Source organism: Nostoc foliaceum FACHB-393, from assembly GCF_014698505.1.
Lineage (GTDB): Bacteria > Cyanobacteriota > Cyanobacteriia > Cyanobacteriales > Nostocaceae > Nostoc > Nostoc foliaceum_A.
In genome coordinates this window covers 38,833-51,683 of record NZ_JACJTD010000022.1, presented here as the reverse complement: position 1 = coordinate 51,683, position 12,851 = coordinate 38,833, and the positions used below count along the sequence as shown (strand labels likewise).

The following is a 12,851-nucleotide window of genomic DNA, read 5'->3' as shown; positions in this document are numbered from 1 at the left end:
GTGAAATTCAGCCATCACGTCTCACCTTCTTGAAACGCTAACTCCAACGAAAACGGTAGGCACCCAGGATTAGCAGCTGCCCACTCGTTGGCTTGTGCAATTAGAGTTTTGTTACCCGAATCGAGATAAAATTGCATTTTGGCACTCTGCTCCAGTCTTTCGCGTTCCCTGCCTCCAATTAGGCGTCGCCCAATTAGGCAATACTCTCTAGCTACACGCTTGGCGTGAGATGCTGCTTGGAGTCGCAACTTAGTCAGATTCTTCAATTCTGATAAAGCGAGAGTTGCTGCTGAATCACCTGAAGATATACTTTGCTCGCTAACTTCGGCTTTTTGTGACGCTTCAGGCAGCACAATTGCAGGTGTAGATGCAGTAGGTGGAATACTGACAGAATTGATTAATAAGTTTTTATTATTGTAATTTTCAACCGTGCTGGGATTAGAAAGGTATTTAAAATTCTTATCTGAAGTACTTTCATTAAGATTTTCAGCTAATTCTATAATATTTGAAGAGACTAATGAATTATCAGAATTATTGACATCTGAAGTTAAAGACAGATCCTTTGGTTGCAATAAATTCAATTCTTCGGAATTAATCTTAATTTCCTCAGATTGATCTTGTACCTGTAGTACAAATAATTCTCCTTCAGACTCAGCAACTTCTTCAAAACTTGCTACTGCCGACTGCCCTGTAGGGGCATCGGCAGCCAAAGATAAACAGTTACAAAAAACCTTCATATAGTAAAAATGACCGTCATTTCGCTTTTGGTAAGGGTTTTCAACACTCTGTTTTGCAAATGAGTTTTCAAAACTATCAAATTGCCCGTCATTACTTGATTGATAAGGGTTTGAGCTATTTTCTGCCCACGGATCTAAGATGTAGCGCGTGGGATGCCACAAATGCAAGTGCTTTTGTAGTGTCTCTTGTGAGATAGTTTTGTGAAAGCGGCGCTTGTACTCAGCACGTATCACTTTACCCCGTTCAGTAGCCCCTACTGGCAACCCTCTATCCCACTCTATTGCCCTTACTACTATCTGGATGCGTTTTTGGGCTTGTTGGCTGCGTTCCCAGTTCTGTTGCTTACGACGGTCAAATGGGATTACGTTGTCTTTGGGTTTATCAATGCTGCTAATGCCTGCTATGGCTTCTGCAAATGTGTTGGCGAATGTACCCAATAGCCGTTCGGGATAACTAATGTAGGCGCTGTACCATTTGTTGCGAATTGTGGATTCTACCCAATGCCGCACTCTCGCTTCGATTTCGTGTTGGTGTCGGCAATATTGGCTGTAGCCGGGGGCGTTAATTGCGGTAGTAAGGCAAAATTCTACTAATTTCTCACTCTCTAAGTCTAAAAAGACGATTCCGTAGCCTACAAAGATTTGTAGGAGGGTGTTTGTTTGTCCTTTTCCTGTCCAGCCTGTGGTGATGATTTCTTCCCAGTTTGCACGCCACTGGGCAACGTCAGCAGATTCTTGCTTGCGATATCTCTCCCGTGAAATTTGTTTTTTGGCTTTGTTCGCTACCCGTTTGAGTTTGGTTAAATCTTGCCGACTTGCCGCGCGATCGCAATAATCGAGGAAGATAGAAACTGAGTCGCTAATTGGTTGTAGGTCATCATTAAGTAAAAATGACCCGCTACCCGGTTGCATGGGGCAACGGATGGCTTTGTAGTTGGTTATTTGTTTGGCACTATATGGTTTGGTATTGGGGAAGATTTCTAGGTGTCCTTGGCGCAGGATAAAGCCCGCGTTTCTCAAGGTAATCTCTAGGGCGCAGGCTAGGGGAAAGGTGGGCAGGGAGGAAGCAAAGGTTAGGATTAGGTGATAGCCGGCACTAAAGCTGGACTGGAGGATGATGATATCGACTATGCCGATGTCCTCTAGCACTGCTTTGATGCGATTTATAGATTCAATGTTATGGTAGTCGCCTTCTAGGTCTAAATCGATTGTGGCGTAACGAGTTGTGTCGTTAAAGCGCAGACCTACTAGTTTCGACTTGTCTTGGTGCAGGTTCCACAGTTGGGAGGGTTGGAGGTAATAATCGATGGTACGCCATGCTGGTTTTACACCTTGTGCTTGATTTGGGGCAACTATCGCCCCAAATGGATGCCAAAAGCGCTCTACGTAGCGTTTGCCCACGGATTCTGCGGGCAGGTGGGGTTTGATTTTCTTTTTTGAAGGCTGTGAAAGGCTTAATTGGGGCTTGTTATCAAAATCTGCCCCGAAATTTTCTTGGTACATGAGTGACTGTCCTGATGATTTTTGTGCATCAGGTAGTCTCGCTGTTGGTCAAAATGTGTTAGCCTAAATTTGAAATTTTTATGTTTAAGCGGTTGGTTATCCGCTTGTTGGAGGCGACTGGTAATCGTCTCATGGTTGAAAGCAAACAAAGGTTTATACTTGTTTAGGCTTAGACATACGTAGGCTTAGGCTAAGATTTAGTCCAACACGCTTCACCAACAACAATGCGACTACCCAACTTTTTTTTAGTAATTATTTAAATGAGGCAGTTCTAGCGAAGTTGTCACTAAATCGACAAAAGAGTTTTGGGATAACAATGCAAAGCTAGTAACACCCACAAGTGTCACCTTACATTGGCTCTCGTTAGTACAACTGGTGAAGATGAAATTACTCATACTCCACCACCGAATTAAAAAACAAAAAACGGTCAAATATCTTGATACGAGTTCAGCACCCAAAAAAGTGAACTCGTACTGTAATCAGTATTGAGATGCTAATCTAGTAAGTAATGTTAAATTGTGGGATAAATTCTCTACTAAATTAGCAGCCCACAGCTACCTATGCAGCACAAATCTTATCCTTTTTTCTATTTGTAGAAACTTCCATTGCTTTCATTTGGGTCTTATAATCTTCCCAAGTTTTTTCAAATACGTCAGACTCATACATCCGCAATAAAACCTCCTCTTTATCAGTTAAATTTGGGAGTTTTAACAACTCCGCTAAAGATACCTGAACTGGGAAAACATCACTAAACTTTTGCATTAAGTGAAATATTCTTTTCCTCTGTGATGCAGATGGTTCATCCTGCAATTCTGCATCAATTTGTCGCGGACGTAGATTCACAATTTCTAGGCTCATATTCACTAAATTCCTCAATCCAAACACAACAAACTCATTAGTTATACCAATAACCCGTCCCACAATTTCCAACTCCGGCCGCAGTCTCTTTTTGAATTGATATACTTGGTCAAGCTGGAAACGTCGAAACGGATTGCGTTCGCCATTCAGCATCCAAGCAATACCATCGCCTATACTACCTATCTCCGAAGCCTCCAGAAGGTCTATCACCTGGTAACACATATCTTGATTGCAAACAAACTTGTACGCTGCATCAATACTCCGGTTAAACTCCATCTCCAGTGCAACAACTGCCTTAAATTTTTCCATTTCTCGTAATTGAGAAATTAATTCAAAAACTTTCTTACCCTTGTGATAACTACCAACACTTATATTTAAATTCTCCGATACCTCCTGAATCACGGGTTTACCCTTCTTTAATTGAGACTTACTCTCATTTATCGAATAATTCAAATTTGAATACTTCGATTCATTCAAACGACGAGCGCTCTCCCTTTGTCTTTCTTTCGCTTGGGGACGAAGTACGCTCTCCCAGTACTGCCCCTCGTGAAATTTCTGGTAATGAGTCTTCCCACCTTCCCGGTGGAGATTAAAGTCAAGCACTAGTTTCAAATCTTCTTCAGGCGAACCAGACTCGACAAATTCCACTTTCACAGTGGAAATTCCTAACTGGCGAGCTATCTGCAAACGACACTTACCTGCCAAGACTACATTGACACCAGTACGTGCAGATACCTTTAAAGATTCAAGAATCCCTTTTTCCGAGATACTTTTTTCTAAAGCCGGACGTTCCTCATTCTCACCATATATTTCTATCAGCTTCGGATGAACAACCAACTCCGCAGGCGAAATATATACGATTGCCGGATTCTGCACAAGAGACATATTTATACTCCGGTTCACAAATTGTCAGTCAAAAGATAATTTCAAGAAGTGAAAATCCCAAAAATCAAGCAGGAAAAGCCTATACAGCAACATTTGCAGCGCTTCTATCCCTTGGGAAAATTGATTATTTTAAAAAATAATTAATTCTTGTAAATACCAAAAATTACCTACCAGAAGATTCTCTTTGAGAGATTTTCTCCCGCAGTAACTATTATTCTCAACCCATTGACAACTAATACAACTGAAGAGATATTTAAAGCACTGATATTGGCACAAAAAGCATCTATCCGAAGAAAGATTTGTAAAACTGTGTAAACTCATGATATGATGGCTCTAGATAACTAAATTGACAAAACGAAATTCCGTCCTGTTTTAGTAACAGGTGGGTTTGTTTTTTTCTCAAAGCCCTGTTTGCACCAGGGCTTTGAGTGAATTTTTAGGAAAAATGGACTCTACAAAAAAAGTATATCAGGCTTCATTCCATTTGGCAAAATTGTACAGTAAAGAGGGGTAAATTTTTAGATGCCTCGTCTTCAAATACTAAATTCTATTGAAAAGCAAGCACTAGAGCACATAGCAGCGACCAGCAGCGATGAAGTTAGCAAAAGAGCGAAAATTCTGCTAGGACTAAACGAAGGCAAAAAATATGTAGCCTTAGCCCAAGAGATTGGCGTAACCGAAAACTCAATAGCAAAGTGGAAAAAAAGATGGACATCAAGTACCATCTTGTCAGAAACCCAGGAGGGGGCGATCGCAAAAGCTAACGAGGTATTAGGTGTCAACGTCGGTAGACCTAAGAAGTGCAAAAGTACAGAGGCGAGCAAAATCGTCGAAATCAGCGAATGGAGCAAGAACCGAAAACCCAGTCGTTCAAAGCACCATTACCATACCCAGGTAGCTGAGGAAGCTACTCGGAGGGGATTACCGACATTATCGCCAAGAAGTATAGGACGCATCTTAGAAGCCCAAACTTAATAGAAGGACTTATCAAGCAAGTACCATCCTATATCAAGAAAGTAGTTTTGAAATCCCAGTTTTTACCGAGGCTTTTCATTAAACTCTAAGCAAGCATTTCCACAAACTCGACTACTTGAGCAGAAGTCACTTGTTGTGTGATCAGAAAGTCAACCAGTCCATCGAGTTTTTTACGGTTGTAAACGCTAGAATAGCCTTGAATCTGACGTTCTTTGCAGAACTGTCGCAGCTTCCTCGCACCTAAATCCAAAAGCTTCTTCCTTTCTTCCGTAACCTCTATTAGCACAAGTTGTATGGCTTCATCTGCAATCCTAGTTTCAACAGATGGCGGCGCAGTTTCAATAATCGAAGATTCTGGTTCAGAAAATTCTTTTTCATCATAAACAGCACCAACCACAGTCAAATACCCCTGGGTTTCCAAAACTAGCGACTCTTCAGAAATCACCCCAGCGCTATTACTAACTTGAAGTGATGCTGATTGAGCAGGGACAAAAATCACGTACAAGATTGGGAAGATAGTCAAAAACAACTCGATTGGAAACAAAACATCGTTAACAGATTGCACAAAAGGTGATGTTGCAAAAGCAGACATAATGTGATTCCTCCATAAATTACTGATGAGCGGCGTTATAGCGACTTGCCACCCAGTAGCGGGGGAAACCCCCGTACTGAGTGAAAGCCTTTATACGTATCCCATCTACCAGTAGGAGGAAGGAGGGTAAATTGCCTTTAAGCAATTAGACGAACCAAGTTTTCCAAAATTTGCAGTTGTTGAATTTTAGAAATTACCAATCCAAGATACAGAAATTACAAAAATGCGATTTTTCCGACTTGCACCCGCAGCTTTTAGAAACTTCCTTATTCATCCCAGCACTCCAGATTTTTTACTCTTAAGATAGTTGACGTAACTAACCAAGTTGTAGTTATATCTGAGTTCTTGGGGAACAAAAGTTGAGTAAGGATGCAGCGCTACACCATCACGGCGAAAGCAGTGACAAGGCGCATATATATCAAAAAAGATAGATATCTCATCACCATCAACCTCGATTTGGGCTATGCCCTTAAGTTCCTTCGTAAACTCCGAAACTCGCCCTGATGCTACGTAGTCAAAGACCACTACATTTCGAGTGCGGAAATACTGGATGTAGGAAAGAAGTCTCGCTTCCGTACCAAGCTCAAGCAGTCTATCAGAATGTTTCAGCAAGATACCGGAATAAGAAAAAGAAAACCTACGATTAGCGTATTCATCCCACAAAATAAGGTCGCCGTAAAACTTGCAAATATTCGCCTGATTGGACGATATTTCTCTATTTAAGCTTTCGACAACAGCATCATCTTCAAATGGAAACAACGCCTTACGTTCATCCCATTGCTTATCTGGACAGCAACCATCTTCAAACCATCCGTATGGATGAATGCCACAAACAATATTATTGGCACCATGCAGTAACTTACACCCAGTACACACTTGCAAATAGCAAGAAGTAAATTCTTCGCTATTAACTGCATTAACATAGCGTCGGTGTATATCTAAATGTTCCTCTAAAGCTTCACAAAGTAAAGGCTTATATGAGGAAAAAGTTTGTCCAATTAATCTGTCTGGATCAATTTCATCACAGATTACTGCCAAGTCGTCAATGTGGTGAGAACGTAATTTCTCGTAAAGTACTAATTTACGACACGGTTCTTCCTCAAATCTGCAAACAACCAAGCCCTTAAAATCAGAATGCCCCTCAAAATTCATCACTGTATAGGTGTAAATAAAAGGCACGCCATTAGATTTTTCAAAGCTCTCAGGTTTTGTAAATACAAGCGGTTTTATGTCAGTTATTTTTGCAGGTTCTATACCCGAATTAGTTTCCTCCAATTCTTCAACAACACTTAAGAAAGCACCGCCCAAGGAAGCAAAAATAATTCCGGTAAAGCCTAATACAATAGCACCAATGCCGGTAGAGGCAATTTGTTCAGAGCGTTCTTTCTCAACAATTGGGAATCCGCCCCTAGCTAAGTACAATAAACCCAAACCAGAAAAAGTTGCTATAGCGCCCAAACCAATAGCAGTCAAAGACACCATTCCAAAAGCAGCATTAAAGTTCCTCAAGCAATTAAACGCAAACTTCTTCAACATAATTCATCCCTCCAAAATGCAGGTTACAAGGTTTTTAATTACTCTTGCCCCGGCATAAATTGGGATTTGCTGAGAACTACACTACTAACCTACCCCTTACTCTATTAACAATTCCAAAACTATTAATAGATCCGTACTCGTTAATTTTCAGTATCGGCAGTAGTTTCATTCCCAATGGTGATAGCAAGAGTCGAACTTACTTTATTGCTTAAAACAACACTCCACCCGGAGTAAAATATCACCAAAAAGGATATTTACAAACAATATATCTACCGTCCAAAAGTCCAAGTATTAGTTTCGTTCAATTCCAATTTTTCAAAATAGTTAGCAAAATCTGGAAAATGGAAATATTCTAGCGGCATACGAGATATTAACAGTAAAGAAAAATTTTCTAGTTGAGCTAAATGTTGTAATCGGAATAAGTCGTGACTAAAAGTATTGCTAACAAAATGCAATCTATCAAAACTATCTATCACCAGCAGCCTATTATAACCATCAGATAATTCGCTTATGATATTTTGCCAATCCTGCTGGTAGTAAAAACTGAAGCTAATAGGAATAACGTTGAATAGATGATCCACACTAAAAGGATATTCAAGATTGAGGTAAACAGACTCTAAGTTAATATCCTTGAGTAAACAGTTTTTAACAGTAAGAGTCTTACCAATATTTTGCTTGCCCCATAGGTTAATATTTTTACCTGCATTTACCTGATCGATTAACTGACAGTAGTCTTTATAACGTAACATTATGGTCATCCTTTAAATCCAATATATCTAAAAATTAAGTTAACAGTAAATATGTAATTTTTTGACTATGCTTTTCTAAGCTGTTTCGGGAAAATTGGTTAGACACAATAAAATTATCTAACAGGAAATCAGGTGATTGTGAAAGTCTCAACAGTACACCATCATCACCACTACTGCGATGATAATAATGAACTACAGGTGATTGGATAACTATCAAGTTATCGTTACGGATTGCTTGTCCTGTAACCAGACCATCCATGATAAATTTGGCGGCAGCAGCTACGTTATCGCTATCTCGTCCAAAATTTTTGACATACCAATGAAATTCAATCCAAACTGCACCATCTAAACAAAATCCACATTCTCTAACAAATTCACCAATTAAGTTTGTCCAGTACTTCTTAAGTCCAGCGCTGGCTTGCCAACCTGACCGTGCCTGGTTAATAATTTCGTTCATACTAGGAGGTAAAGGCATCGTTAATTCAAATATCATCTTCCTCACCCCGCTTCAAGCTATTTAAAAATTCCTCAACAACATTTCTAAATTTCTTGTACGACCTACCATCTTGACGGGATAAATTGAATACCGCTTTGACAATTTCATCAAGTTGATAGCCCTTTTGGTACAAATTAAAAATTGAGTTTCTTGCTTCCTCGTCAAGCTGTACCTTAAAGTTAAAACTGCCCTCAAAATCAGTTTTATGCTGTTTAGTTTTAATAACAGCAGTAGCTTTAGATTTACCTATGTCCTTACTATTGCGCTCGCCGTACAAACTAGCGACAAATTCATCAAAGTCTAACCCAGACTGCCAAGCTGTGTAGGGGTCGTTTTGATTTTTAGCTTCTAGGAGTAATTGCTGGAAGTATTCAGGGTCTTCATCGTCAGCTACATAAAGCGCCTGAAGTCGCACCACCTCAGTTGTTTTATACAAGAAATCCCCGTATCCCAGTAAGTAAACCGCACGTTTGTCTTTATCGTCCCCAAGGATAATACAACTGTCTTCAGGGCGAGTCGTAACAAAGGCTGTCTTTGCCGGAAAGTTTGAGCGAATCAACGGATCAATCACGTTTTTATCAGGCCGTTGCGTGTACAACAGTACATGAATCCCTGCACCACCAGCTTTTGCAAGCAACTTCATCAGCGCAGTCTCAATGCGATCGCAGTAGTTATCATCAGAAAGTAGATCAAAACACTCGTCAATTAGACAAATCACTCGCGGCATGACAAAATTAGGTGCAAACCGTAGGTTGTACTGTGCGATCGTTTCAATACTGCTGTGGCGCTCAAATTCCTGGTACCGCAATTCCATCTCTTCAACCAAGTAATCAAGCAAGTTAGCAGTCGCCTCCGCGTCACGCGCAACTGGGGCAACAAGATGGGGTAGCCCATCAAATTTACCAAAGGTCACGCGTTTGACATCCGAAAGTGCCAACCGAACAACAGAAGGTGGATACCGCCGCACTAAATATAAGATTGCTGCTTTCTCAAATTGCGACTTCCCACCCCGCGTCCGCCCACCACCCAGGATATGAGTCACGTTGTCGCTATAAAGTGGAATTTCTACATAGGTGCCATCTACATCAACACCACCGGGGATCGATACCGAATAAATATCAGGTTCGCCGTCAAAAGTAAAATAATCGCGGAAATAAGCAAATTGTCTATCTAATCGGGGTATGTCAAATACAACTCCTCCAGGCACTACACTCACCATTGGTGCAAATTTTAAGCCTAACTCTTCACCAAGCTGCTGCACTAAGTCATTACCGATGTCTTCTACTTTCTTGTAACTAACACCCCGTCCCAGTTTTACCCTAATACGGTTAAAAGTAGGGCCATTTTTGGCATCAACATACTTAGCATTAATATTAAAATCTTCTAACGTTTCAACTAATAACTTCCCTGCCTGTAAAATAGTTAATTTTTGTGAAGTAGCAATCTCATTTGCACCAGTATTTCTATCTAAATATTTAGGCTCTTTTAAAATAATTGAGCCATCACCTGTCAGTTTTAAATCTAATGGCTTACCTGTGGCACGCGCAACAAGCACTGCCGTTCGGTAACAATAGTTTTTAATGCATTTATCTCTAGATTTATTAGCTAAATCAGTAAAATAACTAGTTTCTTTATTTCTTAAAAATAAATTATAAAGATTCTCTTGAACTACTTTATATCCAATCTGCTTAAGATGAATATTTTTGATTGATTCAATGTATTCAAATAAAGATTCAATTGGTGATATGTTAACTATCTCAATCATCTTATGATATACGTTATTTTGCTCCCAGTGTGATGGCATTCGATTGAGGTGAATATACTCAAGAGCATAACGTACAAATTCATATTGGTTTAAAGTACAGTGTTCTGCACATATTGATAATATTTCTTCATCACTTGTACCTGCAATTAATGATTCGTATATTGACTGAAATAAAAATTCTAAATTAAATTCTATAACCTGACGTGATAATTTTGCTCTAAAATCTATTTGTTGTAGAACAGTTTCAGCATAAGAGACCATTGGGGAAGGTAAAGTCTCCCGTACATTATCTATAATCTCTTCATTGCCCAAACCATCTTGTTTTGCCTGCACAATTGCAGTCAAAATCTGTTGTTTTTGAGATTCTATCTTATCGTTGTGGGGTACTAACATTAGTAAATATTCACCTCTTAGAAATTTCAAATTTTTGTAATTGCTGCTGATAGTAAATTCTCAACTGCGCTAAAGATTTTGGGTTTTGATTGTACGAGTTGCAAATAAGACTGGCCCATACCCTACCTACTTTACATACAGCAGCATCAAAGTTTCCTGCTTCAACATCACTTAAGGCATTATTACGACGAATATATTCAATTGCCATCTTGTCCTGAGAAGCTGGACTAAAATCCTTCAAGTTTAACTTTGGCTGAATATCATACCAACTTATATCTAACATTTGATAAGCACCAGCCGCAGTTGAACAAACATTTTTACCATTAATAGGAGCGCACTGTTTCTTTAACGGGTGTGTAGAAAAATCATTAAAAGTTCCGTTAAATACTAACTTGCGATAACTTTCTGTCTCACTAGTTCCTGTTTCTGCCCAACGAATTGTCGCTAAAAAAGCACTTAACCGTGGTGAATCAGGATGTGGTGAGTAAGAACTTGTACTAACTCTTCCTCTTAAAGTATTTAATGATGCTGAAGAAACACCAGTACTTTGAGAAATTGAAAAATAAATGCCCAAAGTAATTAAGGAAGCAGTTGACAGATGAATGGGTTGAAAACGGGATATAAATTGATGGCGAGGACTCAAAATCAACCCAGCCAAACCACCAACAATAAACCCAAATTTCCAACTATCAAGTGCTTTACCAAAACTACGCACCTGACAAACAGTATCCGCACCCTTTGATACCAATCCACATGGCAGTGAAGCTACTCCGTAAGAAAATGCAACAGAGCAGGCTGCACCAACTACACCTGATATAAAAATCGGTACAATTTGCATCTCTCTTGCCAATAGCTAAATAACCTTCAACGGTTAGCTAAATACTTATGTAAATAAGAACGGGGGTTCTGTGTTACACCATTAACGTGAACTTCAAAATGCAAATGCGGCCCCGTCGAAAAGCCCGTACTACCTACTGCCGCAATCATCTGTCCACGCACAACTTGTTGTCCCTGCTGTACATACAGCTGACTGGCATGACCGTACAGAGTAGATAAACCTCCCTGATGCTGAATAACAGCCGCTTTGCCATAACCACCCTTGTCGCCCGCAAAAACCACTCGACCAGCATCAACCGCATAAATTGGTGTCCCCTTTGCTGCACCAAAATCAATCCCAGTATGAAACTTGTGTTTGCCCGTAATGGGGTGTGTCCGCCAACCAAATTCACTAGTTACAGGAGTACCAGCCGCAGTAGGAAAGACAATTCGACGATTATTTAAAACCTGATTACTAACAACAGTTCTACGTAGTATTAGACCCTGGAGAGATTTAACTAACAGTTGAGATTCAATCCACCCAGAAACCTGGGGAATGACCATAGCTGCAATTAAAACTGAGGTTGCGATCGCATATCTCCAATTTGCACTCGAACTAGTATCGACCGTCTCATTCAAACTAGTTACAGTCGAATTACTAACCTCCTTGTCACCGTCAGTTTCAAAGATTATTCGCATTCCCTCAACGCCTTTTCGCATTAGCAGGAGAAACCTGCCAACAACCAATCCTTGCAGTACTCAATACTTCCTCAAAATCATTCCTAGCCACATGGCAATCAGGAGAATTTAGGCCATCCCCAGATGTTGCAGGTTCCCTTACTTGAGGAGAGTAACGTATAGGAACAGAAGTAGAAGATATATTCACGCCAGGTGCAGCAGTGGGTACAACAGCCGGCGATGAAAACTGAAGCTTTTGTACCAATGCCACAGCATTACGCCAGTTATAAAACTGCAAATATCCCGGTTGCAAAATATCTGCAATCCATACCAGCAGTACGAACCAAAAAATTGCCTTTACCGTCATTATTCCAATTGCTTAACCACAGGCAGGGCAAAAGAGGGAACTTCCTTGGGTACAACTTCAATCTTCTTCCCAGACGCATACCCCGGCCCGGTATAACTGCCATTTAGGAAAAAATTCAACAGCATTATTAACAACCACACTCCCACACCAGCCACACCCACAGGAGATTTAATTACATCCGATAAAAAATATACTGGATACCAGCCGAATCTCCAGGGGTTTTGTGGGTGCAGCCGATGTGCTTTCCAAGTCTCAATATAAGGAATCTCTATCTGAGGAACCCTCGGCTTATAAGCAGTAGGTGCATTGATATACCTAACCTCTACTGGCTGAGTCTCATAAGTAGTCATGGGAGAAACGTTAGGTTGCTGATTTACTATTCCTCCTTGTTGCTGTACCTGCTGCAACATGTTTTGCAAGCGGTTTGCAGGCACAATTGCTCCACCTTCAGAATAATCAACATCAAAGTTGCGGCGCTGATTTCTGCTCATAATATGACCT

The 12,851-nt window shown here is 40.3% G+C and carries 12 protein-coding genes; 1 reads left to right on the top strand and 11 read right to left on the bottom strand.

The genetic code is table 11. The features are described from left to right. Positions 1-14: 14 nt before the first annotated feature. Together H6G92_RS19015 and H6G92_RS19010 are read right to left on the bottom strand one after the other, a co-directional pair. Positions 15-2,240: a hypothetical protein gene (locus H6G92_RS19015; RefSeq protein WP_190895176.1), complete on the bottom strand. Its 2,226-nt coding sequence runs from the start codon at positions 2,238-2,240 to the stop codon at positions 15-17. Between the two features lie 558 nt (positions 2,241-2,798). Further along, positions 2,799-3,983: a hypothetical protein gene (locus tag H6G92_RS19010; protein ID WP_190895175.1), complete on the bottom strand. Its 1,185-nt coding sequence runs from the start codon at positions 3,981-3,983 to the stop codon at positions 2,799-2,801. A gap of 522 nt (positions 3,984-4,505) precedes the next feature. Between H6G92_RS19010 and H6G92_RS19005 the strand changes: the two genes are divergently transcribed. Further along, the gene (locus tag H6G92_RS19005) at positions 4,506-4,958 is read left to right on the top strand and encodes a helix-turn-helix domain-containing protein (protein WP_190895174.1); all 453 of its coding nucleotides are present in this window, start codon (positions 4,506-4,508) and stop codon (positions 4,956-4,958) included. Positions 4,959-5,043: 85 nt separating this feature from the next. Here H6G92_RS19005 and H6G92_RS19000 read toward each other — a convergent pair whose 3' ends face one another. The 9 genes from H6G92_RS19000 to H6G92_RS18960 form a co-directional block, all read right to left on the bottom strand. Continuing rightward, positions 5,044-5,550 carry a hypothetical protein gene (locus H6G92_RS19000; RefSeq protein WP_190895173.1) on the bottom strand — a complete coding sequence of 169 codons (507 nt, stop codon included), beginning with the start codon at positions 5,548-5,550 and terminating at the stop codon, positions 5,044-5,046. A 270-nt stretch (positions 5,551-5,820) separates the two neighbouring features. Beyond that, complete coding sequence (locus tag H6G92_RS18995; RefSeq protein ID WP_190895172.1) at positions 5,821-7,086, bottom strand: hypothetical protein; 1,266 nt, start codon at positions 7,084-7,086, stop codon at positions 5,821-5,823. A 269-nt stretch (positions 7,087-7,355) separates the two neighbouring features. Continuing rightward, on the bottom strand, positions 7,356-7,844 hold the full coding sequence (locus H6G92_RS18990; protein WP_242059209.1) for an ATP-binding protein: 489 nt from the start codon (positions 7,842-7,844) through the stop codon (positions 7,356-7,358). 25 nt (positions 7,845-7,869) lie between these two features. Next, complete coding sequence (locus tag H6G92_RS18985; protein ID WP_190895171.1) at positions 7,870-8,328, bottom strand: hypothetical protein; 459 nt, start codon at positions 8,326-8,328, stop codon at positions 7,870-7,872. Further along, positions 8,318-10,489: a DNA translocase FtsK gene (locus tag H6G92_RS18980; RefSeq protein ID WP_190895170.1), complete on the bottom strand. Its 2,172-nt coding sequence runs from the start codon at positions 10,487-10,489 to the stop codon at positions 8,318-8,320. The genes H6G92_RS18985 and H6G92_RS18980 overlap by 11 nt, the downstream gene beginning before the upstream one ends. Positions 10,490-10,499: 10 nt before the next feature. Then, positions 10,500-11,327 carry a glycoside hydrolase family 24 protein gene (locus H6G92_RS18975; RefSeq protein WP_190895169.1) on the bottom strand — a complete coding sequence of 276 codons (828 nt, stop codon included), beginning with the start codon at positions 11,325-11,327 and terminating at the stop codon, positions 10,500-10,502. A gap of 26 nt (positions 11,328-11,353) precedes the next feature. Further along, positions 11,354-12,025: a M23 family metallopeptidase gene (locus H6G92_RS18970; RefSeq protein ID WP_242059208.1), complete on the bottom strand. Its 672-nt coding sequence runs from the start codon at positions 12,023-12,025 to the stop codon at positions 11,354-11,356. Beyond that, positions 12,009-12,350: a hypothetical protein gene (locus H6G92_RS18965; protein ID WP_190895168.1), complete on the bottom strand. Its 342-nt coding sequence runs from the start codon at positions 12,348-12,350 to the stop codon at positions 12,009-12,011. Before H6G92_RS18965 ends, H6G92_RS18970 begins: the two co-directional genes overlap by 17 nt. Further along, entirely contained in the window at positions 12,350-12,841 is a 492-nt protein-coding gene (locus H6G92_RS18960) for a hypothetical protein (RefSeq protein ID WP_185579984.1), read from the bottom strand. Before H6G92_RS18960 ends, H6G92_RS18965 begins: the two co-directional genes overlap by 1 nt. Positions 12,842-12,851: the final 10 nt, after the last annotated feature.

Bases quoted from the DNA above. Each gene is read 5' to 3' on its own strand.
- H6G92_RS19015 (WP_190895176.1), bottom strand. From the start codon at position 2,240: ATGTACCAAGAAAATTTCGGGGCAGATTTTGATAACAAGCCCCAATTA.
- H6G92_RS19010 (WP_190895175.1), bottom strand. From the start codon at position 3,983: ATGTCTCTTGTGCAGAATCCGGCAATCGTATATATTTCGCCTGCGGAG.
- H6G92_RS19005 (WP_190895174.1), top strand. From the start codon at position 4,506: ATGCCTCGTCTTCAAATACTAAATTCTATTGAAAAGCAAGCACTAGAG.
- H6G92_RS19000 (WP_190895173.1), bottom strand. From the start codon at position 5,550: ATGTCTGCTTTTGCAACATCACCTTTTGTGCAATCTGTTAACGATGTT.
- H6G92_RS18995 (WP_190895172.1), bottom strand. From the start codon at position 7,086: ATGTTGAAGAAGTTTGCGTTTAATTGCTTGAGGAACTTTAATGCTGCT.
- H6G92_RS18990 (WP_242059209.1), bottom strand. From the start codon at position 7,844: ATGACCATAATGTTACGTTATAAAGACTACTGTCAGTTAATCGATCAG.
- H6G92_RS18985 (WP_190895171.1), bottom strand. From the start codon at position 8,328: ATGATATTTGAATTAACGATGCCTTTACCTCCTAGTATGAACGAAATT.
- H6G92_RS18980 (WP_190895170.1), bottom strand. From the start codon at position 10,489: ATGTTAGTACCCCACAACGATAAGATAGAATCTCAAAAACAACAGATT.
- H6G92_RS18975 (WP_190895169.1), bottom strand. From the start codon at position 11,327: ATGCAAATTGTACCGATTTTTATATCAGGTGTAGTTGGTGCAGCCTGC.
- H6G92_RS18970 (WP_242059208.1), bottom strand. From the start codon at position 12,025: ATGCGAAAAGGCGTTGAGGGAATGCGAATAATCTTTGAAACTGACGGT.
- H6G92_RS18965 (WP_190895168.1), bottom strand. From the start codon at position 12,350: ATGACGGTAAAGGCAATTTTTTGGTTCGTACTGCTGGTATGGATTGCA.
- H6G92_RS18960 (WP_185579984.1), bottom strand. From the start codon at position 12,841: ATGAGCAGAAATCAGCGCCGCAACTTTGATGTTGATTATTCTGAAGGT.